The organism is Streptomyces sp. RKAG293 (genome assembly GCF_023701745.1).
GTDB lineage: Bacteria > Actinomycetota > Actinomycetes > Streptomycetales > Streptomycetaceae > Actinacidiphila.
On sequence record NZ_JAJOZB010000001.1, the window covers coordinates 4,340,796 to 4,365,506 of the forward strand.

General features: G+C 71.3%; 18 protein-coding genes and 5 tRNA genes. 14 read left to right on the forward strand and 9 right to left on the reverse strand.

Annotation, left to right across the window (positions count from 1 at the left end; genetic code table 11):
- Positions 1 to 64: 64 nt before the first annotated feature.
- The 10 genes from LNW72_RS19055 to LNW72_RS19100 all read left to right on the forward strand — a co-directional run bounded on the left by LNW72_RS19055 (position 65) and on the right by LNW72_RS19100 (position 12,390).
- A complete protein-coding gene (locus tag LNW72_RS19055; RefSeq protein WP_250976517.1) occupies positions 65 to 2,308 on the forward strand; it encodes a hypothetical protein in 2,244 nt (747 codons plus the stop codon).
- 238 nt (positions 2,309 to 2,546) lie between these two features.
- On the forward strand, positions 2,547 to 4,070 hold the full coding sequence (locus LNW72_RS19060; RefSeq protein ID WP_250976518.1) for a DUF3492 domain-containing protein: 1,524 nt from the start codon (positions 2,547 to 2,549) through the stop codon (positions 4,068 to 4,070).
- Positions 4,067 to 5,482 (forward strand): hypothetical protein, encoded by a 1,416-nt coding sequence (locus LNW72_RS19065; RefSeq protein ID WP_250976519.1) that lies wholly within the window; start codon positions 4,067 to 4,069, stop codon positions 5,480 to 5,482. The genes LNW72_RS19060 and LNW72_RS19065 overlap by 4 nt, the downstream gene beginning before the upstream one ends.
- Positions 5,483 to 5,544: 62 nt before the next feature.
- Positions 5,545 to 6,537, forward strand: a complete 993-nt coding sequence (locus LNW72_RS19070) for an SDR family NAD(P)-dependent oxidoreductase (protein WP_250976520.1) — start codon at positions 5,545 to 5,547, stop codon at positions 6,535 to 6,537.
- 143 nt (positions 6,538 to 6,680) lie between these two features.
- A complete protein-coding gene (locus LNW72_RS19075) occupies positions 6,681 to 7,394 on the forward strand; it encodes a sugar phosphate nucleotidyltransferase (protein ID WP_138355802.1) in 714 nt (237 codons plus the stop codon).
- 9 nt (positions 7,395 to 7,403) lie between these two features.
- Positions 7,404 to 8,426 carry an NAD(P)-dependent oxidoreductase gene (locus LNW72_RS19080; RefSeq protein ID WP_250976521.1) on the forward strand — a complete coding sequence of 341 codons (1,023 nt, stop codon included), beginning with the start codon at positions 7,404 to 7,406 and terminating at the stop codon, positions 8,424 to 8,426.
- Positions 8,423 to 9,178: a spherulation-specific family 4 protein gene (locus LNW72_RS19085; protein ID WP_250976522.1), complete on the forward strand. Its 756-nt coding sequence runs from the start codon at positions 8,423 to 8,425 to the stop codon at positions 9,176 to 9,178. The genes LNW72_RS19080 and LNW72_RS19085 overlap by 4 nt, the downstream gene beginning before the upstream one ends.
- Positions 9,175 to 10,044, forward strand: coding sequence for an endo alpha-1,4 polygalactosaminidase (locus tag LNW72_RS19090; RefSeq protein ID WP_285369639.1), 870 nt, complete (start codon positions 9,175 to 9,177; stop codon positions 10,042 to 10,044). Before LNW72_RS19085 ends, LNW72_RS19090 begins: the two co-directional genes overlap by 4 nt.
- Positions 10,045 to 10,279: 235 nt before the next feature.
- Positions 10,280 to 10,795, forward strand: coding sequence for a MarR family winged helix-turn-helix transcriptional regulator (locus LNW72_RS19095; RefSeq protein ID WP_250976523.1), 516 nt, complete (start codon positions 10,280 to 10,282; stop codon positions 10,793 to 10,795).
- A gap of 242 nt (positions 10,796 to 11,037) precedes the next feature.
- Positions 11,038 to 12,390: an MFS transporter gene (locus LNW72_RS19100; protein WP_250980224.1), complete on the forward strand. Its 1,353-nt coding sequence runs from the start codon at positions 11,038 to 11,040 to the stop codon at positions 12,388 to 12,390.
- Positions 12,391 to 12,402: 12 nt separating this feature from the next.
- Here the strand turns inward: LNW72_RS19100 and LNW72_RS19105 are convergent, their stop codons facing one another.
- The 9 genes from LNW72_RS19105 to LNW72_RS19145 form a co-directional block, all read right to left on the reverse strand.
- Positions 12,403 to 12,897 (reverse strand): GtrA family protein, encoded by a 495-nt coding sequence (locus tag LNW72_RS19105; RefSeq protein WP_250976524.1) that lies wholly within the window; start codon positions 12,895 to 12,897, stop codon positions 12,403 to 12,405.
- A 166-nt stretch (positions 12,898 to 13,063) separates the two neighbouring features.
- On the reverse strand, positions 13,064 to 13,354 hold the full coding sequence (locus LNW72_RS19110; RefSeq protein ID WP_250976525.1) for a ribosomal protein L7/L12: 291 nt from the start codon (positions 13,352 to 13,354) through the stop codon (positions 13,064 to 13,066).
- Between the two features lie 161 nt (positions 13,355 to 13,515).
- Positions 13,516 to 13,588 (reverse strand) — tRNA-Lys (locus LNW72_RS19115).
- Positions 13,589 to 13,808: 220 nt separating this feature from the next.
- A tRNA-Lys gene (locus LNW72_RS19120) sits at positions 13,809 to 13,881 on the reverse strand.
- Between the two features lie 94 nt (positions 13,882 to 13,975).
- A complete protein-coding gene (locus tag LNW72_RS19125) occupies positions 13,976 to 15,538 on the reverse strand; it encodes an amino acid permease (protein WP_250976526.1) in 1,563 nt (520 codons plus the stop codon).
- Positions 15,535 to 16,122, reverse strand: a complete 588-nt coding sequence (locus LNW72_RS19130) for a hypothetical protein (protein ID WP_250976527.1) — start codon at positions 16,120 to 16,122, stop codon at positions 15,535 to 15,537. Before LNW72_RS19130 ends, LNW72_RS19125 begins: the two co-directional genes overlap by 4 nt.
- 147 nt (positions 16,123 to 16,269) lie before the next feature.
- Entirely contained in the window at positions 16,270 to 18,642 is a 2,373-nt protein-coding gene (locus tag LNW72_RS19135; protein ID WP_250976528.1) for a DEAD/DEAH box helicase, read from the reverse strand.
- Between the two features lie 286 nt (positions 18,643 to 18,928).
- Positions 18,929 to 19,399, reverse strand: coding sequence for a hypothetical protein (locus LNW72_RS19140; protein WP_250976529.1), 471 nt, complete (start codon positions 19,397 to 19,399; stop codon positions 18,929 to 18,931).
- Positions 19,400 to 19,574: 175 nt separating this feature from the next.
- Positions 19,575 to 19,925, reverse strand: coding sequence for a metallopeptidase family protein (locus LNW72_RS19145; RefSeq protein ID WP_187145304.1), 351 nt, complete (start codon positions 19,923 to 19,925; stop codon positions 19,575 to 19,577).
- Positions 19,926 to 20,133: 208 nt separating this feature from the next.
- Here LNW72_RS19145 and LNW72_RS19150 point away from each other — a divergent pair.
- From LNW72_RS19150 to hrpA, 4 genes are all read left to right on the forward strand, one after another.
- Positions 20,134 to 20,206: transfer RNA gene (locus LNW72_RS19150), tRNA-Glu, on the forward strand.
- 38 nt (positions 20,207 to 20,244) lie between these two features.
- Positions 20,245 to 20,319 (forward strand) — tRNA-Asp (locus tag LNW72_RS19155).
- A gap of 4 nt (positions 20,320 to 20,323) precedes the next feature.
- Positions 20,324 to 20,397, forward strand: a tRNA-Phe gene (locus LNW72_RS19160).
- Between the two features lie 280 nt (positions 20,398 to 20,677).
- Positions 20,678 to 24,637: an ATP-dependent RNA helicase HrpA gene (hrpA, locus tag LNW72_RS19165; RefSeq protein ID WP_250976530.1), complete on the forward strand. Its 3,960-nt coding sequence runs from the start codon at positions 20,678 to 20,680 to the stop codon at positions 24,635 to 24,637.
- Positions 24,638 to 24,711: the final 74 nt, after the last annotated feature.

A 24,711-nucleotide genomic window follows, 5' to 3' on the forward strand; every position in this document is an offset into this window, starting at 1 on the left:
GAATAGGGAGGGCCGGGGGCGCCTGAGAGGGCTGCCCCGGCGTGCCCTCCCGGGGGAGGAATCCATGGGTCGAACGACCCGCCTTGCCACCGCGTGTACCGCCGCGGCGATGCTCACCCTCACCTGGCCCGCAGCCGGCATGAGTTCCGCGGCCGCGACCGCCGCGGCCGTCACGCCCAGGATCGATCTGCGGGTGCTCGTCGTCGACGACGGCGGGCCGGCCACGCAGGCCATCGCCGCCGAACTCGACAGCGCGGGCACGCCGTACACCACGCTCGATCTGAACAACGCCGCACGGCCGCAGATCACCGCGGCCTATCTGAGCGACACGGTCAGCGGACGGCCGCGCGCCAAGTTCCAGGCCGTCGTGCTGCCGAACGACAACCCGTTCGGCGCCGGATCCGCCGAGATGGCGGCGCTGGCCGCGTACGAGACGGCCTTCGGCATCCCGCAGGTCGACGCGTACACCTACGCCCGGCCCGAGGTCGGGCTGAACTACGCGCAGGACCCCGGCTACATCGGCTCGCTGGACGGTGCCACCGCCGCGGTGACGGCCACCGCCGGGCCCTTCGGCTACCTCAAGGGGAACGTGCCCTTCGAGGACAACTCACCGACGGTCGGCGAGAGTTACGGCTTCCTCGCCACGCCCCTCGCGACCCAGGCCGCCGGAGCCACGTTCACCAGCTACGTGGACGCGCCGATCCAGGGAAGCACCGCCCGCGGTTCGCTCGTCGGGCAGTACAGCCACGACGGCCGCCGCGAACTGGTCGTGACGTTCGTCTACAACCAGTACCAGCAGCAGTTCCGGCTGCTCGCCCGCGGCATGGTCGAGTGGATGACCCAGGGCATCCACCTCGGCGCCGACCGGAACTACTTCGCCCTGCACATGGACGACGTACTCCTCGGCGACGACCGCTGGAACCCCACGCTCAACTGCACCCCGGGCGACGTGGACTGCGCGGTCGGCACCGACCAGTCGGATCCGGACCCCATCCGGATGACGCCCGCGGACGCCACCTACCTCAAGCAGTGGTCGGCGGCGAACGGCTTCACACCGGACCTGATGTACAACGGCGGCGGCAGCGAGGACTACAAGGCGGAGCACGGCGGGACGGACCCGCTCGCGACGCAGCTCATCGCCGACAAGAACGCCTACCGCTGGGTCAACCACACCTACACCCACCCGTACCTCGGCTGCGTCCAGGACGTCTCCGTGGTGCCGTGGAAGTGCTCGACGACCGCCACCGGCGCGGTGGTGTGGACCTCCAAGGCGGACATCACCGCGCAGATCAAGAACAACACGACCTGGGCCACGCAGCACGGCCTCACCGTGAACAAGCAGGAGCTGCTCACCGGTGAGCACTCCGGCCTGAAGATCCTGCCGCAGCAGCCGCTCGACAACCCGAACCTCGCCACGTCGCTGACCGCGACCGGCGTGACGGTGCTGGGCAGCGACAACTCGCGCGACCCGCAGCAGCGCAAGGTCGGGCCGGCACTGACGGTGCCGCGCTTCCCGATGAACGTCTTCTACAACGCGGGCAAGGCGAGCGAAGAGGTCGACGAGTACAACTGGATCTACACCAGGGCGGCCGACGGCGGCAGCGGCATCTGCGAGGGCTCCGCGACGTCCACCTGCCTGGACACGCCGCTGGACACGGCGACGGGCTACGCCTCGTACATCGTGCCGCTGGAGGCGCGGACGGACCTCGGGCACGTGCTGTCCAACAACCCGCGGCCGCACTACGTGCACCAGTCGAACTTCGCCGAGGACCGGATCGCCTATCCGGTCATGGAGAAGATCCTCGGCGACTACAAGAACCTGTACGCCGCCAGCACGCCCATCGTGAACCTCCGGATGGCCGACATCTCCGCCGAGCTGTCCCAGCGTGCCGCCTGGGACACGGCCGTCAAGGCCAACAAGGTCACCGCCTACCGGATCGGTGACACGGTCACCGTCACCGCGCCGAGCGGCGTGCAGTCGACCGCGAGCATGCCCGTCGGCACCCGCCAGGCACAGCTCGTCGGCACCACCGCCTTCGGCGGCGCCTACGCGGGACAGCTGTCCGGCTGGGTGGCACCGGGTGCGCTGCAGACCTCGGTGACGCTCAAGCTCACCGCAGCCGCCACACCCGCCGTCGTCACCGCGACGCCGGCCAAGGCCGCGCAGAGCGCCCAGGCCGCCAAGGCGAAGGCCCCGGCGCAGGCACTGCCCGTGCCGACGGGTGCGACCGAGCCGGTTCCGTACGGCCCCGGTGACACCGGCAAGCAGAAGCAGCACCGAAAGAACGCCAGGGCAGCACGGCGCTAGCGCCTGCTCGGCGACGGCTTCGCACCGCAGCTGAGCAGCACGCGCAGCAGGGGCAACACGCGCAGCACGACCGAGCAGCACCCGTTCCGCCCGCACGACCCAGCACGACCGAACAACCACGTTGAAAGGCGCTGGAGCCGCCGGCACACAGCCGGCGCTCCGGCGCCCTCCAGTGCCGCGAAGGACCGAACCGTACGCGGCGCATTCACCGACGGACCCGTGGGGGGACCGATTCGCCATGCAGACCCAGGTGACCTTGCTGACCGAGGGCACATATCCACACAGCCACGGCGGCGTGAGCGTGTGGTGCGACCAACTCGTCCGGGGAATACCGGACTTCGACTTCCGTCTGATAGCCGTGACCGGCACCGGGCGGGAGTCCCTCGCCTGGGATCTTCCGGGCAACGTACGGGACTTCACCGAGATACCGCTGTGGGGCGAGCCGCCGACGGGCCGCGCACCGCGCGGCCGCCAGGCGCAGCTGTTCCGGGCCGGCTACGAACGCTTCCTGCTGGCCCTGCTCGATCCGGCCGCGGAAGCGGAGTTCGCTCCCCAGCTGTACGCGCTGGCGGCGCTGGCCCGCGCGGGATCGCTCTCCGCGGCGCTCCGCTCCGAGGACGCCCTGCGCATCCTCACCGATGTCTGGAACCGGCCGCATGTCGCCGCCGCGGCGGCCAGGCCCACCCTGCACGATGCGCTCACCGCCACTGACCTGCTGGAACACGCGCTGCGCCCGCTCTCCGCGGAACCCCTGCCGGGAAGCATCACGCACGCCGTCAGCGGCGGCCTCGCGACCCTTCCGGGGCTGCTGGCGCACCACGAGCACGGCACGCCGTTCCTGCTCACCGAGCACGGTGTCTATCTGCGCGAGCGGTATCTCGGCTACCGGACCGGCCCCTACGGCTGGCCCGTCAAGGCCCTCATGCTCGGCTTCTACCGGCTGCTCACCGAGGAGTCGTACCGCCGCGCCGCGCTCGTCACCCCCGGCAGCCGCTACAACCGGCGCTGGGAGGAACGCGGCGGGACCGCGCCCGACCGGATCCGCACCGTGTACAACGGCGTCGACCCCGGCGCCTTCCCGATGGCCGGGCCGGAACCGGCGGTGCCCACCCTCAGCTGGGCCGGGCGCGTCGACCCGATCAAGGACCTGGAGACGCTGATCCGCGCCTTCGCCCTCGTACGGGCCGAGCTGCCGCAGGCGCTGCTCCGGCTCTTCGGCGGGACGCCGAGGGGCGGCGAGGGGTACCGCGACCGATGCATCGCGCTGGCGGCCGAGTTGGGTGTCGGGGACGGGGTGACGTTCGAGGGGCGCGTCGAGGACATCCGCGACGCGTACGCGGCCGGGAACGTCGTGATGCTCTCCAGCATCAGCGAGGGCTTCCCGTTCACCCTCATCGAAGCGATGTCCTGCGCGCGCGCCACCGTCTCCACGGATGTCGGGGGCGTACGGGAGGCGGTCGGCGAGGCGGGCCTCGTGGTCCCGCCCCGCGACCCCGCCGCGATGGCGAAGGCCGCGCTCGCGCTGCTGCGCGACCCGGCGACCCGGGCGTCCATGGGATGGGACGCGCGGCTCCGGGTGATCGACCAGTTCACGCTGCGCCAGACGATCGAGACGTTCCGCGGCATCTACAGCGAACTGTCCGCCCGGCAGCCGTGGCTCGTCCTCACCCCCGTCGGGGTGGAGTGGCAGTCCCGCAGCCCGCACGGCCACCACGGTCCGGCCGTCGTCGACGACACCACCGTCACGGAGGTCGCCCAGTGAGCGGCCCGCTGCGGCTCGTGCCGCACGACGGGGGCGCCCTGCCGACGGTGCCGCGGCAGCGCCGCCGGCCCGCCTGGGCCGAGGACCCGCTGGAGGAACTGGCCGAGCGCCTCGACGAGGTGTGCGCGGCCGCGGTGCACGCGGACGAGATCGCCGCCGTCCTGGAGTCCGAGGGGCTCACGCACGAGCTCATCGTGCACCGGTACGGGCGGTCCGATCTGTTCGCGCTGGCCGAGGAGTTGCACGCCAGGGGCGCGGGCAAGCGCCGCTACCCCGCACCGGAGCCGGGCCCCGATCCCTGGGGGATCAACCCCTGGCGGTGTCTGCTGCGGGGCATCGTCTTCGGGCTGCCGGGGCTGGCGTACGTCCTGGGCGGGACCCTGCTCACGGGTCCGCCGGACGCGTTCGGGCTGCCCGCCGGGACGGTGGCGCTGTCCGCCGCCGCGCTCGCCGGCTGGGCCTGGAACCAGGCCCTGGCGCACCGCGCCTATCTGCGGCTCGGCTCGGACGGGCGGCGGGCGACCGCCCGCTGTCTGCTGCGGGGCGCACCGGCGGGGGCACTGCTCGCGTCGGCGTTCGCGATCGCCTTCGCGTCGCGGGGCAGTGAAGCCGCGTTCGCGGTGGGGCAGTCCAGCTATCTGGCGGCGGCGACGGCACTGCTGGTGCTGGGCAGGGAACGGGATCTGCTGCTCGCCCTCGCCCCGACGACGGTGGGTGCCGCGCTGCTCCTGGCGTGGGACCTGCCGCCCGCGGCGCGGGCCTGTCTGGTCATCGCCACCCCGGTGGCGGCGCTGCTGGTCGCCGGCCGGCAGGTCGTACGCGGACTGCGCACCCCGCCCGAGCTGGGCGCACCCGCACCCCCGCCGCTCACCGCCTCCCTGCCCTACGGGCTGTACGGGCTGGCCAGCGCGGTGCTGGTCCTGGTGCTGGCCCTGGGCGCGGGTGTCTCGGCGGTCGCGCTGACGCTGAGCATGGGCGCGGCCGAGTGGCTGCTGTACCGCTTCCGCGGCCGCGGGGTCGCCGCGCTGCGGCGCAGCGTCGACGCCGGAGGCTTCCGGACCCGGTCGGCCTCCGTCCTGCTGGGGTGCCTGGCCGGCTATCTGATCGTCCTCGCGGCGCTCGCGGCGGCTCTCACCGCGCTGTGGCCGGGGGCGCCGGCACCCGGCGCGCTGCGGCTGTGCGCGCTGCTGACGCTCGGCGCGGTGCTGTGGCTCTCGCTGCTGCTCCAGGCGTTCGGCGCCGCGTGGCCCGCCGCGCTGGTCTGCATGACGGCCGCCGTGATCGAAATCGCCTTCCTGTGCTGGGAGTTCGGTGACCATCCGGTCGTGCAGCTGGTCGCCTGCGCGAGCGCGGCGGCCGTACTGATCGCCATCGCCTGCTCCCTGCTGGGCCGCGCCACGTCGCACCGCTGAGCCGCCCCGACCCGAACCTGTCCCAAGTCCCCAACTCCTTTCGAGAAACCGGAGCATTCGACATGACATTGGTAGCCGTCACCGGCGCCGAAGGCTTCATCGGCTCACACCTGGTGGAGGCGCTGGTCGCCTCCGGCCACCGGGTGCGCGCCATGGCCCAGTACAACTCGTTCTCCTCCTTCGGCTGGCTGGAGACCCTGGACGCCGAGACGATGAGCCAGGTGGACGTGGTCCTGGGCGACGTCCGCGACCCGGGCTCCGTCCGGGAGCTGGTGGAGGGCGCCGAGGCCGTCTACCACCTGGCCGCGCTGATCGCGATCCCGTACTCGTACCGGGCACCGCACTCCTATGTGGACACCAACGTCACCGGCACCCTGAACGTGCTGGAGGCCGTCCGCCACCTGGAGATCCCGCGGCTGGTGCACACCTCCACCAGCGAGACGTACGGCACCGCGCAGACCGTACCGATCTCCGAGGACCACCCGATCAACACCCAGTCCCCGTACGCCGCTTCGAAGGCGGGCGGCGACCGGCTGGCGGACAGCTACTTCGCGAGCTTCGGCACCCCGGTGGTGACACTGCGGCCGTTCAACACCTTCGGACCGCGGCAGTCCATGCGAGCGGTGATCCCGACGGTGATCGGGCAGGTGGCCGCAGGGGAGCGGACCATCACGCTCGGCGACCTGCGGCCGACCCGCGACTTCAGCTACGTACGGGACACCGCGCGGGCGTTCCTCGCGGTGGGCACCGCGCCCGCCGGGAGCGTGGTCGGGCGGACCTTCAACGCGGGGACCGGCGGCGAGATCTCCGTCGGTGACCTGGTGCAGCTGATCGGCAAGCTCATGGAGACCGACCTCGACGTCATCGAGGACGAGCAGCGCATCCGGCCCGCCGGCTCCGAGGTGATGCGGCTGGTCTGCGACGCCACCCGGCTGCGGGACGCGACCGGCTGGGCGCCCGACCACAGCCTGGAACAGGGCCTGGAACACACCATCGCGTTCTTCCGCGACCCGGCGAACCTCGCCCGCTACAAGACCGCGCTCTACAACATCTGACTCCGGACTTCCCGGAACCGGATCCGGAACGACCGGAACCGACTCCGGGCTCCCGGACCCGACTCAGGAGATTCCCGGTCCCGGATCGAACCCCGGAACCGGACGCGACGTCTGGCCGCCAGGCCAGAGGGGGGACCAACCACATGCACGCAGTCATTCTGGCCGGAGGCAAGGGCGTCCGGCTGCTGCCCTACACCACCGCCCTGCCGAAACCGCTCGTCCCGATCGGCGACCAGCACGCGATCCTGGAGATCGTGATGCGGCAGCTGGCGAACGCCGGATTCACCACCTGCACCATCGCCATCGGCCACCTGGGCCACATCATCCGCGCCTACGTCGGCAACGGCTCGCAGTGGGGGATGCGCGTCGGCTACTCCACCGAGGACAGCCCGCTCGGCACGATGGGGCCGCTGCTCACCATGCTCGACCGGCTGCCCGAGAAGTTCCTCGTGATGAACGGCGACATCCTCACCGACCTGGACTTCGGCGACGTGCTGCGGCACCACGAGACCGCCGACAGCCCGCTGACCATCGCCACCTACGCCCGGAAGGTGAAGATCGACTTCGGGGTGCTGACCACGGACTCGGGCAACGTCGTGGCCTTCACGGAGAAGCCGAGCATCGACTACCGGGTCTCGATGGGCGTGTACGGCCTGTCCCGTTCCACGCTCCTCGACTACACACCCGGGCTGCCGCTCGGCTTCGACGAGGTGGTGCTCGACCTGCTCAACGCGAAGACCCCGCCGAGCGCCTACGAATTCGACGGCTACTGGCTCGACATCGGACGTCCGGACGACTACGACCGCGCCAACGCCGAGTTCACCACCCACCGCGGACTGCTGCTCAAGGGGGCGTGACCCGACGCCATGCGACGCATTCTCTGTCTGGGTTCCACCGGATTCCTCGGCGCCCACGTCGCCGGGCAGCTGCGCGCCCTCCCGGGCGTGCGGGTGCTCGGCGGCGGCCGGTCCACCCCGGTGTCCCCGCCCGCCCTGCCGTCCTCCCTCCCGTCCGCTTCCCCACCCGCCCTGGTCGACGGCCTGCCGATCGACCTCACCACCATCTCCGTCGACGCGCTCGAGGAGGCGCTGCGGGCGCTGGGTCCGCACGCCGTCGTCAACTGCGTCGGCTCGGTGGGCAACAGCCCGCTGCGGCTCGCCGAGGTGAACACCCGTGGCCCCGCCGTCCTCTGCGAGGCACTGCGGCGGGCCGCGCCCACCGCCCGTCTCGTCCACCTCGGTTCTGCCGGCGAGTACGGGGCCACGGCCCCCGGCCGGTCGATCGACGAATCCGCCCCGACCCGTCCGCCGGGGGCGTACGGGGCCACGAAACTGGCCGGCACGCTCATCGTCGCCCAATCCGCCCTGGACGCCACGGTGTTGCGGGTCTTCAACCCGATCGGCCCGGGGTCGCCGGCGGCGAGCCTGCCGGGCCGGCTCGTCGCCGAGCTGCGCCGGGCGCTCCCGGACGGCGCGGAGGGCGTGATCCGCGTCGGCGACCTGTCCGCGTACCGCGACTACGTCGACGTACGGGACGTGGCGCGGGCCGCCGTGCTCGCCGCCATGGCCCCGGAGCCGCTGCCGCGGATCCTGAACATCGCGGGCGGCGGCGCCACCCCGGTGCGCGCCATCGCGGAGGGGCTGGTCGCCGCGTCCGGTTTCCGGGGCCGGGTCGAGGAGAGCGGTCCGGGGTCGCACCGCTCCGCCGCGGTGTCCTGGCAGCGCGCGGACATCTCCGCGGCCGCCGCGGCCCTGGGCTGGCGGCCGCACTTCACCCTCGCGCGGTCGCTCGCCGACCTGTGGAACGAGGGCGCACCGGCGGCCGTTCCGCCCAGGGCACCGGCCGGCGTCCCGGGCGAGGTTCCGGCCGGCGTCCCGGCCGCGTCATGAGCGACGGGAAGCTGCTCGTCCCGCTCTACGTCCACCCGGCCGTCGACCCCGGCGCCTGGCGGACGCTGGTGGGGGCCGCCGACCTGCTCTACGGCGTCGTTCTCAACGTCGCCGACGGGCCGGGCACGGTCCGGGACCCCGCCTTCGCGGCGGTGGCCGAGGAGTTGCGGGCGGCGGGCGTGCGCGTCCTCGGATACGTGGACACCGCGTACGGCCGCCGCCCCACCCACGCGGTCGTCGCCGACCTGCGCCACCACCGCAAGTGGTACGGCACGGACGGCGTCTTCTTCGACCAGGCCGCGCCCGACGCCGGGCTGCTCAGCTACTACCGCTGGCTCGCGCGGACCGCGCGGGCCTGCGGTTCCCGGACGGTCGTCCTCAATCCGGGCGTGCACCCCGCGCCCGGGTACGCCGAGTTCGCCGATCTGCTGGTGACGTTCGAGGGCAGCTGGGCGACGTACCGCGCGGCGCCGGCCGTACCGGCCTGGACGGGCACGTATCCGGCGGAGCGCTTCTGCCATCTGGTGTACGACGTGCCCGCCAGGCTCTGCGGCCTCGCCTCCCGGACCGCCCGGCTGCGCGGCGCGGCCGTGCACTGCGCGGTCCCGGGAAGCGGCGCCAACCCCTGGCAGGGTGTGTCTCCGGACCTCACTTCCCCGGACGTCGCGTCCCCGGACCTGACATCCCCGGGCCTCACCGATGTCACCGGGATCCGGGGGCGACACCGGCACCAGCAGGAGGAGAACCGTTGATCCGCAGGTCTGCCACCGGCTCCCGGCCGCCGGCCTTCCGCCCCTCGTTCCTCCCTTCACTCCTCCTCCCGCTCCTGCTTCTGCTGCTCGCCGCCTGCGGCGCCGACCCTGATCCGGACCCCGCCCCTGACGACCACCACCCCTCCCCCATCCCCGCCCCGCCGTCCGACCGCTGGCGGCCGCACCCCGGCACCGCCTGGCAGTGGCAGCTCAGCGGCAAGGTCGACACGGGCGTCGACGTACCCGTCTACGACATCGACGGTTTCGAGAACGACGCCGCCACCGTCGCCCGGCTGCACGCCGACGGCCGCAAGGTCATCTGCTACGTCAACGCGGGCGCCTGGGAGGACTTCCGCTCCGACCGGGTGCGGTTCCCCGCCGTCCTCCTCGGGCTCGGCAACGGCTGGAGCGGCGAGCGGTGGCTGGACATCCGCCGCCTCGACCTGCTGCGCCCCTTGATGGCGGAACGTTTCGACATGTGCCGCGCCAAGGGCTTCGACGGCGTCGAGCCCGATCTCATGGACGCCTACACCAACCGGTCCGGCTTCCCGCTGACCGCTGCCGACCAGCTCGCCTACAACCGCATGCTCGCCGGGCTCGCCCACGAGCGCGGCATGGCGGTCGGCCTCAAGAACGATCTGGAGCAGATCCCGGAGCTGGTCGGCGACTTCGACTTCGCCGTCAACGAGGAGTGCGCGCAGAACGAGGAGTGCGACGAGCTGACCCCGTTCATCGAGGCGGACAAGGCGGTGTTCCACACCGAGTACTCCCTGGCGACGACGGAGTTCTGTCCGACCGCCCGGCGGCTCCGCCTCAGCTCGATGCTCAAGCACCTGAACCTCGACGCGTGGCGGCAGCCCTGCTAGGGCCTGTCGTCTGGATCTCCGCGGCGTCGCGGTGTCCAGCACGCACATCTGCCGCGTTGTCGTCGGTCGACGACGCTCCGCGTCGCCTCCCTCCTCCGCCTTGCAGCTGCACGCACCGGACACCGCTCCTTCCCCCACGGAGATCCAGACGACAGACCCTAGGCCACCGGGCCCCGGGCCATGTCGTCCCCTACGGGACGATCCGGTACAGGACGAGTTTTGTTACCCTCGCGGCATGGCACCCACAGCGACTCCCGACCCCCACCGGCCCACCCCGCCGGTACGCCGCGTCCCGGACCTCACGTTCCAGCTGAAGCACATCGCGCATGTGCTCACCACCGAACTGACGGCGGCGCTCGCCGAAATCGACAGCTCGCCGCGTCTGCACTGCGTACTGGCCCACGCGCTGCCGGGCGAGCTGACCCAGGCGCAGGTGGCGGAGCTCGCGGACCTCGACAAGACCACGATGGTCGTGACGATGGACGAGCTGGAGAAGGCCGGGCTCGCGGAGCGCCGTCCTTCGAGCACGGACCGCCGAGCGCGGATCATCTCGGTCACCGAGGCCGGCGTCCAGCACATCACCGACGGCCTGGCGATCATCGACCGCATCCACAGCGAGGTGCTCGGCACGCTTCCCGAGGGCGAGCGGAAGGTGTTCGCCGCGGCCGTGCAGCGGCTGACCGAGGGCCGGCTGGCCACCCCCGTGGAATCACCGCGTCCGGTCCGCCGGGCCCGGGAGGCCCGGATCTAGGTCCGGATCCAGGTCCGAACCCAGGTCCGAATCTAGTTCCGAAAAATATCGTCTACTACAAAACCATCTGCTAGCGTCTCTCTTGTCGGCTTCGAACGCCCGAGCGGAGAGACGCCCTCATGTCACTGACGAGAACCACACCGCAGACCCGGACCGAGACCCGGACCCCGCCGCGTCCGGATCCGCGGACCCCGCCCCGCGACCGGTCCCGCTGGCTGGCGCTCGCGATCCTCTGCGCGGGGATGCTGATGGTCATCCTGGACGGCAGCATCGTGACCGTGGCGCTGCCCGCCATCCAGAGCGACCTCGGCTTCTCGCAGCCGGACCTCGCCTGGGTCGTCAACGCCTACCTGATCGCGTTCGGCGGTCTGCTGCTCCTGGCCGGACGGTTCGGCGACCTCATCGGCCGCAAGCGGATGTTCCTGGCGGGCATCACCCTCTTCACCGCCGCCTCACTGCTGTGCGGGGTGGCCGGCTCGCCGGAGCTGCTGATCGCCGGCCGGTTCGTCCAGGGTGTCGGCGGCGCGATGGCCTCGGCGGTGAGCCTCGGGATGATCGTGACGCTCTTCCCCGAGCCGCGGGAGCGGGCCAGGGCGATCGGCGCGTTCAGCTTCGTCGGTGCCGCCGGGGCCTCGATCGGCCTGGTGCTGGGCGGCGTTCTCACCCAGTCCGCGAGCTGGCACTGGATCTTCTTCATCAATCTGCCGATCGGCGTCGCCGCCGGGGTGCTGGCCGCCCGCACGCTCGTCACCGAACGCGGCCTCGGCCTGCGCTCCGGGGCCGACGCGACGGGCGCCGCGCTCGTCACCGCCGGTCTGATGCTCGGCGTCTACACGATCGTCCAGGCCGGTGAGAACGGCTGGGCCTCGGCCCGCACCCTCGGTCTCGGCGCCCTGGCGGCCGCCCTGCTCGCCGGGTTCGTCCTGCGCCAGGCGAAGGCCGCCGCCCCGCTGCTGCCACTGCGGGTGTTCCGCTCCCGCCAGGTGTCGGGGGCCAACGCGATCCAGGTCCTGATGATCGCCGCGCTGTTCGGCTTCCAGGTGCTCGTCGTCCTCTATATGCAGCACGTGCTGGGTTACGGCGCCGCGAGGAGCGGGCTGGCCATGCTCCCGTCCGCCGTCGTGATCGGGATCGTCTCGGTCGGCTTCTCCGCCCGCCTGACCGGCCGGCTCGGCGAACGCACGATGGTCGTCTCCGGCCTGGCGCTGCTGCTCGCGGGGCTTCTGCTGCTCAGCCGGGTCCCCGTACACGGGAGTTACCTCGTCGACCTGCTGCCGGTGATGCTGTCGCTCGCCGGCTTCGGGCTGGCCATTCCGGCCCTGACCGGGCTCGGCATGTCCGGCGCCACCGAGCGGGACGCCGGTGTCGCCTCCGGTCTGTTCAACACCACCCAGCAGATCGGCGGTGCGCTCGGCCTCGCGCTCCTCAACACCCTCGCCACCTCCCGCACCGCCCACCTGCTGAGCACCGGGCGGTCCGCCCCCGCGGCACTGACCGGTGGCTACCATCTCGCCTTCACCGTCGGCGCCGGACTGATCGCGGTGGCCCTGGTCCTCGCCGCGACGACCCTCCCGGCCCGGCGCCGCCGGGCGTGAGGCGTAAGGCGGCTACGCGGCGACGGTGACCGCCCGGCGGGTCAGCAGGGCCTTCCTGCCGACCGGCCGGGTGCCGGCCGCGGCCTTGGTGCCGGTCGCGAAGACCATCACCTTCAGGACCACGAAGCGTCCGATGCCCGCCAGGCCGGACGCCGAGAGGTAGACGCTCTGCTCCAGCAGCGGACCGGGGTTCGGGTGGACCGCGTGCAGGGCGAGCAGGGCGCCGGTGGTGAACAGGTAGCAAATGGTGGCGGTGAGACCGGACTTCAGGTGGTCGGCCAGCCGGGCGTGTCCCGCCCGGAAGGTGAACCGGCCGTGCAGCTCGGTGGCGAGCAGGGTGGACACGACGGTCACCACCGCGTTCGCCAGCGCGATCGGCGCATGGCCGGAGACCAGCAGCAGCGCCCCGCTGGACAGCAGCCCAACTCCCCCGCCGCAGACGACGAAGCGCACGAAGGCCGCCAACGGTCCGGTGGTGACCGGGGCTGGTACCGAGGTGGCGGCCATGTCGAACTCCTTGTCAGTGGCGGGTGTCACTGACTTTGCCGCACCGGGGCACCCCGACCCATCCGGCTCATGCCCCATTACGCCTGGGGGTTATCCCTACCCCGCCCCCTAGCGGCAGCCCTGACAATCTCCACCGCAGGATGCAGGGAGGGCGCTCCGCCGCAGGTCAGACGTTCCCGGGCAGCCGCTCGACCGCTTCCTTGGCTTCCTTCAGCCCGGCGCCCGTCAGCTCGCGGTAGGCCTTGATCGCCTGGATCTTCTTCCCCTGCCGCACCAGCTCGTTGATCTCCCGCAGATCGGGGGCGTCCACCTCCTCGATGCCGAGGTGACGCAGGATCAACTCCTGACGGCGCTCCATGAGCCGGATCCTCCGCTCGACCCGGTCGACCTTCCGCTCGAGCGCGGAAATCAACATGCCGGCGCCGACGAGCGCGAACAACACCACTATGTAGGTCACGCCACAAGACCCTACCGAAGTGGGCAAAGGCCCCACCGGAGCCCCCACGGGAGTCCCCACCGGGAGTCCCCACCGAACCGGGACAGAGGCGCGCCCCGGTCGGGAAACCCGACCGGGGCGCTCTCGCAGGACGCCGGTGGCGAGACCGGTACGCCTGCGGGTAGGCCATGTGGGACTCGAACCCACAACCAATGGATTAAAAGTCCACTGCTCTAACCATTGAGCTAACGGCCCGTTGTTCCTCCCAGCATAGCCGGGCCGGGACCGGGGTCCGCGCCGCATCGCTGCCGGTCAGCCGTGGGAAGGGCCGGCGACGGTCGTGCGGCCCGCCGCGGCCGCGCCGCCAGCGCCCGCCTGCGCCCGCAGACGCCCGCCGGCGCCCGCCGGGCCGGATCCAGCCACCCCGACACAGAGAAACCGCAGGTCATCCGGGGACGACCTGCGGCTCTCACGGTGGGCCATGTCGGACTCGAACCGACAACCAATGGATTAAAAGTCCACTGCTCTGCCAATTGAGCTAATGGCCCGCAACCCGCAGCATAGCCCGGCGAGGGGCGCAGGTCCGAGTCTTATCGGCTGCGGATGATCTGCGCCCGGGCCGCGCCCGGACCGCACCCGGGATCAGTCGGTCCGCGTGTCGGCCCCGGGACCGGCTCCCTTGCCGGCTCCGGCCGCGGCCCCGTCGGCGGCCGGTTTGAGGAACCAGTGACGGGCGGAGACCAGCCACCAGGTGGCGGCGAAGCCCAGGACGACGAGGACGGCCACCGGCGCGTAGTTGAAGTTCTTCGCCGTGACGGGACTCACCTGCGGCAGCATGAACAGCACGGTGATCAGCGCGACCCACCCCAGCGCGAAGATCCCGATCGGCCGGCTCCAGCGCCCCAGGTGCCAGGGCCCGCGCTCGAAGGCGTCGCCCTTGCGCAGCCGCAGGAACGTCGGGATGACGTAGGCGATGTAGAGACCGATCACGGCGATCGACGTCACGGCCGCGTAGGCGGTGGGGTTGATCAGATACGGCAGGCCGAGCAGCATCGCGCCGAACGCGGCGAGCCAGACGGCGTTGGTGGGCGTCCGGGTGCGCTCGTTGATGCGGTGCCAGACCCGGGAGTACGGCAGGGCGCCGTCGCGCGAGAACGCGTAGATCATGCGGCTGTTCGCCGTGACGGACGCCATACCGCAGAAGAGCTGCGCGACGATCACGACGAGCAGCAGCGCCTTGCCGCCGGCCGCGCCGAGCCCGTCGATGAGGATCTGGGCGGGCGGGACGCCCGTGTCGCTGCCCAGGGCGCCGCTGTAGCTGTGGATGGAGAAGGTGAAGCCGAGCAGCAGCACGAAGCCGGCGACCCAGGACGTCCAGATGGACCGGACGATGCCCCGCGGTCCGGCGACGGACGCGTCATGGGTCTCCTCGGTCATGTGGGCCGAGGCGTCGTAGCCGGTGAAGGTGTACTGCGCCATCAGCAGCCCGATCAGCACCACGTAGAGGCTGCTGTTCCAGCCCGTGTTGTTGACGAACTCGGTGAAGACGAAGGACGCCGACTGGTGGCTGTCGGGGACGATCGCGAGCGCCCCGACGATGACGGCCACGCCGATCACGTGCCACCACACGCTGATGTCGTTCAGCAGGGCGACGATCCGCACCCCGAAGGTGTTGAGCACGCCGTGCAGGACGAGGATCCCGGCGAACAGGAGCATCGTGTGCCCGGGGGTGGCCGGCCAGTCGAACTGCAGCGTCAGATAGGCGTTGAGGAAGCTCGCCGCCCCGAAGTCGATGCCCGCGGTCACCGCGACCTGCCCCAGCACGTTGAACCAGCCGGTGAACCACGCCCAGGCGGCGGCACTGCGCTCGGGCGCCAGCGCCCGTGCCCAGTAGTACAGCCCGGCCGAGGTCGGATACGCGGAACAGACCTCCGCCATGGCCAGCCCGACCACGAGCGTCATCAGCCCGACGCCCACCCAGCCCCACATGATGACCGCCGGGCCACCGGTGTTCATGCCGAACATGTACAGCGTCAGACACCCGGACAGCACCGAGATGATCGTGAACGACACAGCGAAGTTCGAGAACGCCGACATCCGCCGCGCCAGCACCTGGGTGTAGCCGAGCTGGGCGAGGCGCTCCTCATCGGAACCTGCGCCGGGACCCTCGGGCGGATCCGCCTGATCCTTCTGGATTGTTGTCATGCCCCCAGCAATTCCCTTGCCGGGGGCATGACATGCACCGCGAATGTCACCGGTGTCACCGGAATTCCGTCCCCGGTCAGATCGCCGGGCGTCCCGAGCCAGGTGTACGCCTGCCAGCCGGTGCCGAGCTTCACCCCCGCCTTCAGGAAGCCGCCCTTGCCGTCGCTGCGGTCGGCGCCGGTCCGGGTGGCGACCACCGCTCCGCGCAGGTTCCTGACCACCGGGCTCCAGCCCGCCGACGGGCGGGACAGCTGCCAGGTGCCGTGCCAGGTGTTCACGGCCTCGTCGGTGGAGGCGGCGTCGGTGTCGCCGCCGGTCCTGGCGTCGATCGAGGTGAGCGGGGAACGCGGGATCGTCACGGGCTTGATGTGCACGCGCTGCGCGGCGTCCAGGTAAGCCACGTGGCCGCCGTACGCGTCGACCGTCCACGTCCGCTGCCGGTCGTCGCTGACGCCGTCGGCGATGGGCGCCAACTCCGTGGTCTTCGCCGTGCCGAGGTCGGTGAGGTAGAGCTTGCCCGCCGGGATGTCGCGCCGTACGACGAAGCCGTCCCCGAGCAGCGCCTCGCCCTGCGCGACGGCCACGTTCTTCCCGGCCGCCAGGTCCCGGACCCCGGCCTTGGCCGTGGGCTTCTCAACAGCGGTCCCACAGTGAAGAGAAGCAAAAGAAACGGGCCCGGACGATGCGAGTGCATCGTCCGGGCCCGTTCCGTCAGGCAGGTTCAGGCCTGGTCAGTTGGCCTTCCAGCGCGGCTTGCGGTCGATCGAGCCGGTGCCGGTCTGACCCGGGCGGCTGTCACGGCGCTCGAAGGTGCGGCCGGCCGGGCGCTCGTCGCGGCGGTCGCGGTTCACGGGGCGGTCGCCGGTGCGGAAGCCGCCGCCGGTGGCCGGACGCTCTTCGCGGCGGTCACGGTTGAAGGCCGGACGGTCGGCGCCGCCGGAGCGGAAGCCGCCACCGGTGGACGGACGGTCGTCACGACGCTCGAAGGAACGGCCGCCGGTGGGACGGTCGCCGGTCGGGCGGTCGCCGCCGGAGCGGAACCCGCCGGAGGACGGACGGTCGTCACGACGCTCGAACGAACGGCCACCGGAGGGGCGCTCGTCACGGCGGTCACGGTTGAAGCCACCCGAGGACGGGCGGTCGTCGCGGCGCTCGAAGGAACGGCCGCCGGTCGGACGGTCGCCGCCGGAGCGGAAGCCACCGGAGGACGGACGGTCATCACGACGCTCGAACGAACGGCCACCGGTCGGACGGTCGCCACCGGAGCGGAAGCCGCCCGAGGACGGACGGTCGTCACGACGCTCGAACGAACGGCCACCGGAGGGGCGCTCGTCACGGCGGTCGCGACCCTGGTAGCCACCGGAGCCCTGACGGTCGTCACGACGGCCGTAGTTGCCCCGGTCGTCACGGCGCTGCGGCTCGGGCTGGACCGGAATGGCCGCGATCCGGGCTGCCTCGGCAGCCGCGGCCTCGGCGATCTCCAGGGCCTTGGCGGCGACGGCCTCTTCCGGGTCCTCGCCGCGCTCGCGGGCGGAGCGCATGGTGAGGCGGTCGGCCTCCTCGCGCAGCTCGGTGGCCCGGCGCTGGAGCTTCTCCAGCTCGCGGGTCATCTCGGCGACCTCACGCTCGGCCTGGGCCGCGGCGTTCTGTACGGAGTCGGCCTGGACGTCGGTCATCGAGCGGGCGCCGGTGATCGTGGCGACCTCCTCGTCGAAGACGCCCGAGCCGCCGATGATGTGGCGCGAGGCGTCGACGCCCGCGTCCTCCATCAGACGGAAGATGGTCTTGCGCTGGTGCGGAAGCGCCAGCGACACGACCGTGCCGGACTCACCGGCGCGGGCGGTACGGCCCGAGCGGTGCAGGTAGTCCTTGTGGTCGGCGGCCGGGTCGACGTTCAGCACCAGGCCGATGCCGTCCACGTGGATACCGCGCGCGGCCACGTCGGTCGCGACGAGGACGTTGACGAGACCGCCCTTGAAGTCCTCCAGCACGCGGGTACGCGCGCCCTGGGTCATACCGCCGTGCAGCGCGTCGGCCTTGACGCCCGACTCGATGAGCTGCTCGGCGACGCGGTCGGCGCCCATCTGGGTGCGGACGAAGATGATCGTGCGGCCCTTGCGCGCCGCGATGGCGGCCGTGACCGGCGCCTTGTCCTTCGGCTTCACGACGAGCACGTGGTGGGTCATGGTGGTGACCGCGCCCTGCGCCGCGTCGACCTCGTGCGTGACCGGGTTCTTCAGGTAGCGCTTGACCAGCGAGTCGATCTCGTTCTCCAGGGTGGCGGAGAACAGCAGACGCTGGCCGCCGACCGGAACCTGGTCGAGGATCTCGGTGACCTCGGGCAGGAAGCCCATGTCGGCCATCTGGTCGGCCTCGTCGAGGACCGCGATCTGGATCTTGTCGAGCGAAGCGGCGCCACGGTTCATCAGGTCGCGCAGCCGGCCCGGGGTGGCGACGAGGATGTCGACACCGCGCTCCAGCGCGTAGATCTGGTTGGACATCGAGGTACCGCCGCAGACGACCTTCATCTTGAGGCCGAGAACGTCGCCGTACGGCTGCAGCGCGTCGGCGACCTGCATGGCGAGCTCACGGGTCGGCGTCAGGATGATGCCGCGCGGGCGCTTCTTCTCGGTGTGGCCACCGGCGAGCAGCGACAGCAGCGGGAGGCCGAAGGAGAGCGTCTTGCCGGAGCCGGTACGGCCACGGCCGAGGATGTCCTTGCCGGCCAGGGCGTCCGGGATGGTCGCGGCCTGGATCGGGAAGGGCTTGGTGACGCCGTTCTGCGCGAGCTTGCGGACGATGCCCTCGGCGAGCCCGAGCTCCCCGAAGGTGACGCCGGTGTATTCCTCTTCCTCGGCCTCTTCGGCCTCGGCGGAAACCTCTTCGGCGGAAACGTCTTCGGCGGAAGCGTCGTCACCGGCGACTGCGGCCTCGGCGGCCGTGTCGTCCTCGGTGACGGTGGTGTCGGTGGTGGTGTCGGCCTCGACGGCGTCGGTCTCGGTGGACTCGACGGCGGTGATCGCGGCCGTGGTGTCGATCGTGGTGTCGTCAGCCACGGAGTCGTCCATGGGCATGGCGGTACGGTCGGCGGTGTTAATGGGCATGCTAAAGCTGAACCTCTCGGAGACTCGGCACGCGCCAGCTCCGGGGTTCGCATACAACCGCCTCAATGCGGTCAGCAGCCTGGAGAAAAGGAACGCGCCACGCGGCGCTCTTCGGATTCGGCGCCGGGCATTAGGATCAAACGATCTACCAGCATACGCATCTCCGGGCCGATTGACCAATCGGCCCGGGAGCACGCTGCTAGGCCTCCTACTTTACACCGGATACGGCTGTTTCGCGGGGTCCGGAGGGTGATGCCGGTTACACCGGAAGCACCGATGGAGCCGGTTACGCCGCTGGGGCCGTCACGACGGGTGAGTCCGACGGCGAGGCCGGCGGCGTCGTGGGGGGCGCCGGGGCATCGGTGGTCGCCGAAACCGTGGCGGAAGGCGTCGGACTGGCCGCCGGCGTGGTGGGTGTGGCCCCGCCCGGCCCGGCGGACGGCTTGCCCGCACCCGGGGACGGCGCCGGCTTCACGGCCGCCGGGGCACCGCCCAGCGGCGGCACCCCGCTGACGGAGGCGGACGCGGACGGCGAACCGTTCGGCTTGGTCCGGTGCCCGCCCGGCGCCACCTTGGTGCCGTCCGGCAGCGTTCCGTCGGGCCCCGCGCCGACCCGCGCCGACGGCGAGACCCCCTGCGGCCGCGGATCGTCCCGCGAGTCCCCGGTGCTCATACAGCCGGCCGTCAGCAGGACGGCGGTGGCGGCCAGTAGGGCTCCGGCGGTCCGCGCGACGGCGCGGGATGAGGAAGGGGGCACGTGCATGCACCTCGGGGAGTCAGGACGCGGCGGGCAGGGTCTCTGGTGCCCAACGCCCGTGCCACCCCCCAGGACACGCCCGGCCCGTCACCTCACCCCGTCACCCCACCCCGTGGCCGAGCGCGGGCGGCCCGCCCGCCACGTCACCCATCACCGCCACCCGCCGCTCGTCGCCTCACCCGTAACCCAGCGCGTGCAGCCGCTCGTCGTCGATGCCGAAGTGGTGGGCGATCTCGTGAACGACCGTCACCTCGGTCTCCGCGACCACGTCCGCGCGGTTGTCGCACATCCGCAGCGTCGGCCCCCGGTAGATCGTGATCCGGTCCGGCAGGACTCCGGCGTACCACTCACCGCGCTCGGTCAGGGGTGTCCCCTCGTAGAGGCCGAGCAGGTCGGGGTCCTTGGGGTCGGGCTCGTCCTCGACGAATACGGCGACGTTGTCCATCAGCCGTGTCAGCTCGGCCGGAATCCGGTCGAGCGCTTCGCCGACCAGTTCCTCGAACTCCTCGCGCGTCATCTCCAGCACCCGCCCATTGTCGGTCATGGGCGGCGCTTTCCCCCGGCGTACGGCATCACTTCCGGGCACCCCCTCACCCCGCCCTTCACCCCGTCCCGCACCCGGGCCCGACCGCCCCCGCGACCGGCCGGTAAACCGTTTTGGCGATACCCGGCGGCATCCCATATGCTTCTCTCGTCCCCGACGGCGCCGACAAGCGCCCAAGGCGGGCCAATTAGCCCTCATCGTCTAGTGGCCCAGGACGCCGCCCTTTCAAGGCGGTAGCACGGGTTCGAATCCCGTTGGGGGTACGCTTTACCGTGTGTGAGACTCGTCTTACACATAGCTAGGTCCTGTGGAGCAGTTTGGAGTGCTCGCCACCCTGTCAAGGTGGAGGCCGCGGGTTCAAATCCCGTCAGGACCGCTGCGGCTGGGTAGCTCAGTTGGTACGAGCGACCGCCTGAAAAGCGGTAGGTCGCCGGTTCGACCCCGGCCCCAGCCACCGCACGACGAAGGCCCCGTCTCCGGACGGGGCCTTCGTCGTTCCCCCAACAGGGTCCGCCCGGCCGTTCCTCGCTGTCCGATGCGTCACACTCCCCCGACCCGGACCCCCGCCCCGCGCCCCCGTCGATCCCCCGTCGTTCAGGCCCGGATTCAACGACTTTTGGCGGATCTCCGGCCCCGGCCGCGCGCCGCCCCCGGTCCGGTACGGGTCGAGCCCCGCTCGCACCGCGGCGAAATGATTCGCGGACTCTTCCGGCCGGGTGAGATCCTGGGGCCGTATGTCTACGCAGCCTGCTTCCGCCTCCAGTGCCGCCGGCCAGCCCGGCCCCGCCACCCTCGCCGACCTGGGATCCCGTCTCTCCGCACTGTCGCTCCGCGACGAAGTGCGGCTCGGCCGCCGTCTTGAAGGCGCCCGCCGGATCCGCAAGACCGAAGCCCGCGCGACGGTGCTGGCGGAGATCGCCGGCCAGATCGAGCAGGGTGAGGCGCGTGTGGCACGCCGGCGCGCCGCCGTGCCGAAGATCAGCTACCCCGAACAGCTGCCGGTCAGCCAGAAGAAGGACGAGATCCTGGCGGCCGTCCGCGATCACCAGGTCGTGATCGTCGCGGGTGAGACGGGCTCGGGCAAGACCACCCAGATCCCCAAGATCTGTCTGGAACTGGGGCGCGGGGTGCGGGGCCTGATCGGCCATACCCAGCCCCGCCGGATCGCCGCCCGCACCGTCGCGGACCGGATCGCGGAGGAGCTGGACACCCCGCTCGGCGAGGCCGTCGGCTGGAAGGTCCGCTTCACCGACCAGGTCGGCGACCGCACCCTGGTCAAGCTGATGACCGACGGCATCATGCTCGCGGAGATCCAGACCGACCGCGAACTGCTGCAGTACGACACGATCATCATCGACGAGGCGCACGAGCGCAGCCTCAACATCGACTTCATCCTGGGCTACCTCGCCCAGCTGCTCCCGCGCCGCCCCGACCTCAAGGTGATCATCACCTCGGCCACCATCGACCCGGCGCGCTTCTCCCGGCACTTCGGGGACGCCCCGGTCGTCGAGGTGAGCGGGCGGACGTTCCCGGTGGAGGTCCGCTACCGGCCGCTGCTCGCCGAAGAGGGCGATGACGACGACCGCGACCAGGTCACCGCGATCTGCGACGCGGCCGAGGAGCTCCAGCGCGAGGGCCCAGGCGACATCCTGGTCTTCCTGTCCGGCGAACGGGAGATCCGCGACACCGCGGACGCCCTCAACAAGCTGAACCTGCGCTCCACCGAGGTGCTGCCGCTGTACGCCCGGCTCTCCTCGGCCGAGCAGCACCGGGTCTTCCAGAAGCACGCCGGCCGCCGCATCGTGCTGGCCACGAACGTCGCCGAGACGTCCCTGACCGTGCCCGGCATCCGGTACGTGATCGACCCGGGCAATGCCCGTATCTCCCGCTACAGCCACCGCACCAAGGTCCAGCGGCTGCCGATCGAGGCGATCTCGCAGGCCAGCGCCAACCAGCGCAAGGGCCGTTGCGGGCGTACCTCGGACGGCATCTGCGTACGGCTGTACTCCGAGGAGGACTTCGAGTCCCGCCCGGAGTTCACCGACGCGGAGATCCTGCGCACCAACCTGGCGTCCGTCATCCTGCAGATGACGGCGGCCGGGCTGGGCGACATCGCCAAGTTCCCCTTCATCGACCCGCCGGACAGCCGGCACATCAAGGACGGCGTCCAGCTCCTGGAGGAGCTCGGCGCGCTCGATCCGAAGGAGAAGGACCACCAGAAGCGGCTGACGCCGCTGGGCCGCAAGCTGGCCCAGCTGCCCGTCGACCCGCGGCTCGCCAGGATGGTGCTGGAGGCCGACCGCAACGGCTGTGTCCGTGAGGTCATGGTGATCGCGGCCGCGCTGTCGATCCAGGACCCGCGCGAGCGGCCCGCGGAGAAGAAGCAGCAGTCGGACGAGAAGCACCGCCGGTTCGCCGACGAGACCAGCGACTTCCTGGCGTATCTGAATCTGTGGCGCTATGTGCGCGAGCAGCAGAAGGAGCTGTCGTCCTCGGCCTTCCGCCGGATGTGCCGGTCGGAGTTCCTGAACTATCTGCGGATCCGCGAGTGGCAGGACATCTACAGCCAGCTGCGCTCGGTCGCCAAGACCATGGGCATCCAGCTGGAGGAGAAGGAGAGCGACGCCGCTCCCGACTCGCAGCGGCTGCACACCTCGCTGCTGGCGGGGCTGCTGTCGCACCTGGGGCTGAAGGACACCGACAAGAACGAGTACCTGGGCGCCCGCAGCGCCAAGTTCGCGATCTTCCCCGGCTCGGCGCTGTTCAAGAAGCCGCCGCGCTGGATCATGTCGGCCGAGCTGGTGGAGACCTCGCGGCTGTGGGCGCGGGTCAACGCGAAGATCGAACCGGAGTGGGTCGAGCCGCTCGCGCAGCATCTGGTGAAGCGCACCTACAGCGAGCCCCACTGGGAAAAAGATCAAGCCGCGGTGATGGCGTTCGAGCGGGTGACGCTGTACGGCGTGCCGATCGTCGCGCAGCGCAAGGTGAATTACGGACGGATCGACGCGGAGGTCTCCCGGGACCTGTTCATCCGCAACGCGCTGGTCGAGGGCGACTGGCGTACGCATCACCAGTTCTTCCAGGACAACCGCAAGCTGCTCGGTGAGGTCGAGGAGCTCGAACACCGGGCCCGCCGCCGGGACATCATGGTCGACGACGAGACGCTCTTCGACTTCTACGATCAGAAGCTGCCACAAGACGTCGTATCCGGCGCCCACTTCGACTCGTGGTGGAAGCAGAAGCGGCGGGACGAACCCGAACTGCTCAACTTCGAGCAGTCGATGCTGATCAACGAGGCGGCCCAGACCGTCACCAAGGACGACTACCCGGACTCCTGGCGCCAGGGCCGGCTCAAGTTCAAGGTGACGTACCAGTTCGAGCCGGGCGCGGACGCCGACGGCGTGACCGTCCACATCCCGCTCCAGGTCCTCAACCAGGTCGTCCCCGACGGCTTCGACTGGCAGATCCCGGGCCTGCGCGAAGAGGTCGTCACCGAACTGATCCGCTCCCTCCCCAAGCCGATCCGCCGGCACTACGTCCCCGCGCCGAACTACGCGAAGGCGTTCCTGGACCGGGTGGTGCCCGTCCAGGAGCCGCTGCCCGACACGCTCGCCCGCGAGCTGCAGCGGATGGTCGGCGTCCGGATGGACGTCGAGGACTTCGACCTCGGCAAGGTCCCCGACCACCTCAAGATCACCTTCCGGGTGACCGACGAGCGCGGCCGCAAGCTCGCCGAGGACAAGGACCTGGAGGCGCTCACGCTGCGGCTGAAGCCGAAGACGCGTGAGGTGATCTCCAAGGCCGCCGACGCCATCGGCATCGAGCAGCGCACCGGTCTGACGCAGTGGACCATCGGGAGCCTGCCGCGCACCTTCGAGACCCGGCGGGGCGGCCACCCCGTGAAGGCGTTCCCCGCGCTCGTCGACGAGGGCGCGAGCGTCGCCGTGCGGCTCTTCGACACCGAGGCCGAGCAGAGCGCGGCGATGTGGCGCGGCACCCGCCGGCTGATCCTGCTCAACATCCCCTCGAACCCGTCGAAGTTCGCCCAGGGCCAGCTGAACAACGAGGCCAAGCTGGCGCTCTCGCGCAATCCGCACGGCAGCATCCAGGCGCTCTTCGACGACTGTGTGACCGCCGCCGCCGACAAGCTGATCGCCGACCACGGCGGGCCGGCCTGGGACGAGGAATCGTTCCGCAAGCTCTTCGACAAGGTGCGCACCGACCTGGTCGACGTGACCGTGAAGACGGTGGCCCGGGTCCAGCAGGTGCTGGCCGCCTGGCAGGCCTGTGAGCGCCGTCTGAAGGCCACCACGAGCCTGGTGCTGGTCGCCAACCTCACGGACGTCAGGGAGCAGCTGGCGGCCCTCGTGCCGGCCGGCTTCGTCACGGCCACCGGGCTGCGGCGGCTGCCGGACCTCATGCGGTACCTGGTGGCGGTCGACCGCCGGCTGCAGCAGATGCCCACCAACGTCCAGCGGGACACCATGCGCATGGAGAAGGTCCTGGAGATCCAGCGCGAGTACGCGGAGCTGCTGGCGTCCCGGCCGGCCGGGCGCCCGGTTCCGGACAAGGTTCGGGACATTCGCTGGCTGATCGAGGAACTGCGGGTGAGTTACTTCGCGCACGCGCTGGGCACCTCGCAGCCGGTCTCCGACAAGCGGATCTTCAAGGTGCTGGACGAGGCCTGGGGCTGACGGCCCCGGGCGCGGGGGCCGGCGCGGGCCGGTCCCGGGGGCGGTCGCCGGGGGCCGTGGCCCGGTCCGCGGCC

Excerpts from the sequence above, each read along its gene's own strand:
- LNW72_RS19055 (WP_250976517.1), top strand. The coding sequence starts at position 65 with ATGGGTCGAACGACCCGCCTTGCCACCGCGTGTACCGCCGCGGCGATG.
- LNW72_RS19060 (WP_250976518.1), top strand. The coding sequence starts at position 2,547 with ATGCAGACCCAGGTGACCTTGCTGACCGAGGGCACATATCCACACAGC.
- LNW72_RS19070 (WP_250976520.1), top strand. The coding sequence starts at position 5,545 with ATGACATTGGTAGCCGTCACCGGCGCCGAAGGCTTCATCGGCTCACAC.
- LNW72_RS19075 (WP_138355802.1), top strand. The coding sequence starts at position 6,681 with ATGCACGCAGTCATTCTGGCCGGAGGCAAGGGCGTCCGGCTGCTGCCC.
- LNW72_RS19080 (WP_250976521.1), top strand. The coding sequence starts at position 7,404 with ATGCGACGCATTCTCTGTCTGGGTTCCACCGGATTCCTCGGCGCCCAC.
- LNW72_RS19085 (WP_250976522.1), top strand. The coding sequence starts at position 8,423 with ATGAGCGACGGGAAGCTGCTCGTCCCGCTCTACGTCCACCCGGCCGTC.
- LNW72_RS19095 (WP_250976523.1), top strand. The coding sequence starts at position 10,280 with ATGGCACCCACAGCGACTCCCGACCCCCACCGGCCCACCCCGCCGGTA.
- LNW72_RS19100 (WP_250980224.1), top strand. The coding sequence starts at position 11,038 with ATGCTGATGGTCATCCTGGACGGCAGCATCGTGACCGTGGCGCTGCCC.
- LNW72_RS19105 (WP_250976524.1), bottom strand. The coding sequence starts at position 12,897 with ATGGCCGCCACCTCGGTACCAGCCCCGGTCACCACCGGACCGTTGGCG.
- LNW72_RS19125 (WP_250976526.1), bottom strand. The coding sequence starts at position 15,538 with ATGACAACAATCCAGAAGGATCAGGCGGATCCGCCCGAGGGTCCCGGC.
- LNW72_RS19135 (WP_250976528.1), bottom strand. The coding sequence starts at position 18,642 with ATGCCCATTAACACCGCCGACCGTACCGCCATGCCCATGGACGACTCC.
- hrpA (WP_250976530.1), top strand. The coding sequence starts at position 20,678 with ATGTCTACGCAGCCTGCTTCCGCCTCCAGTGCCGCCGGCCAGCCCGGC.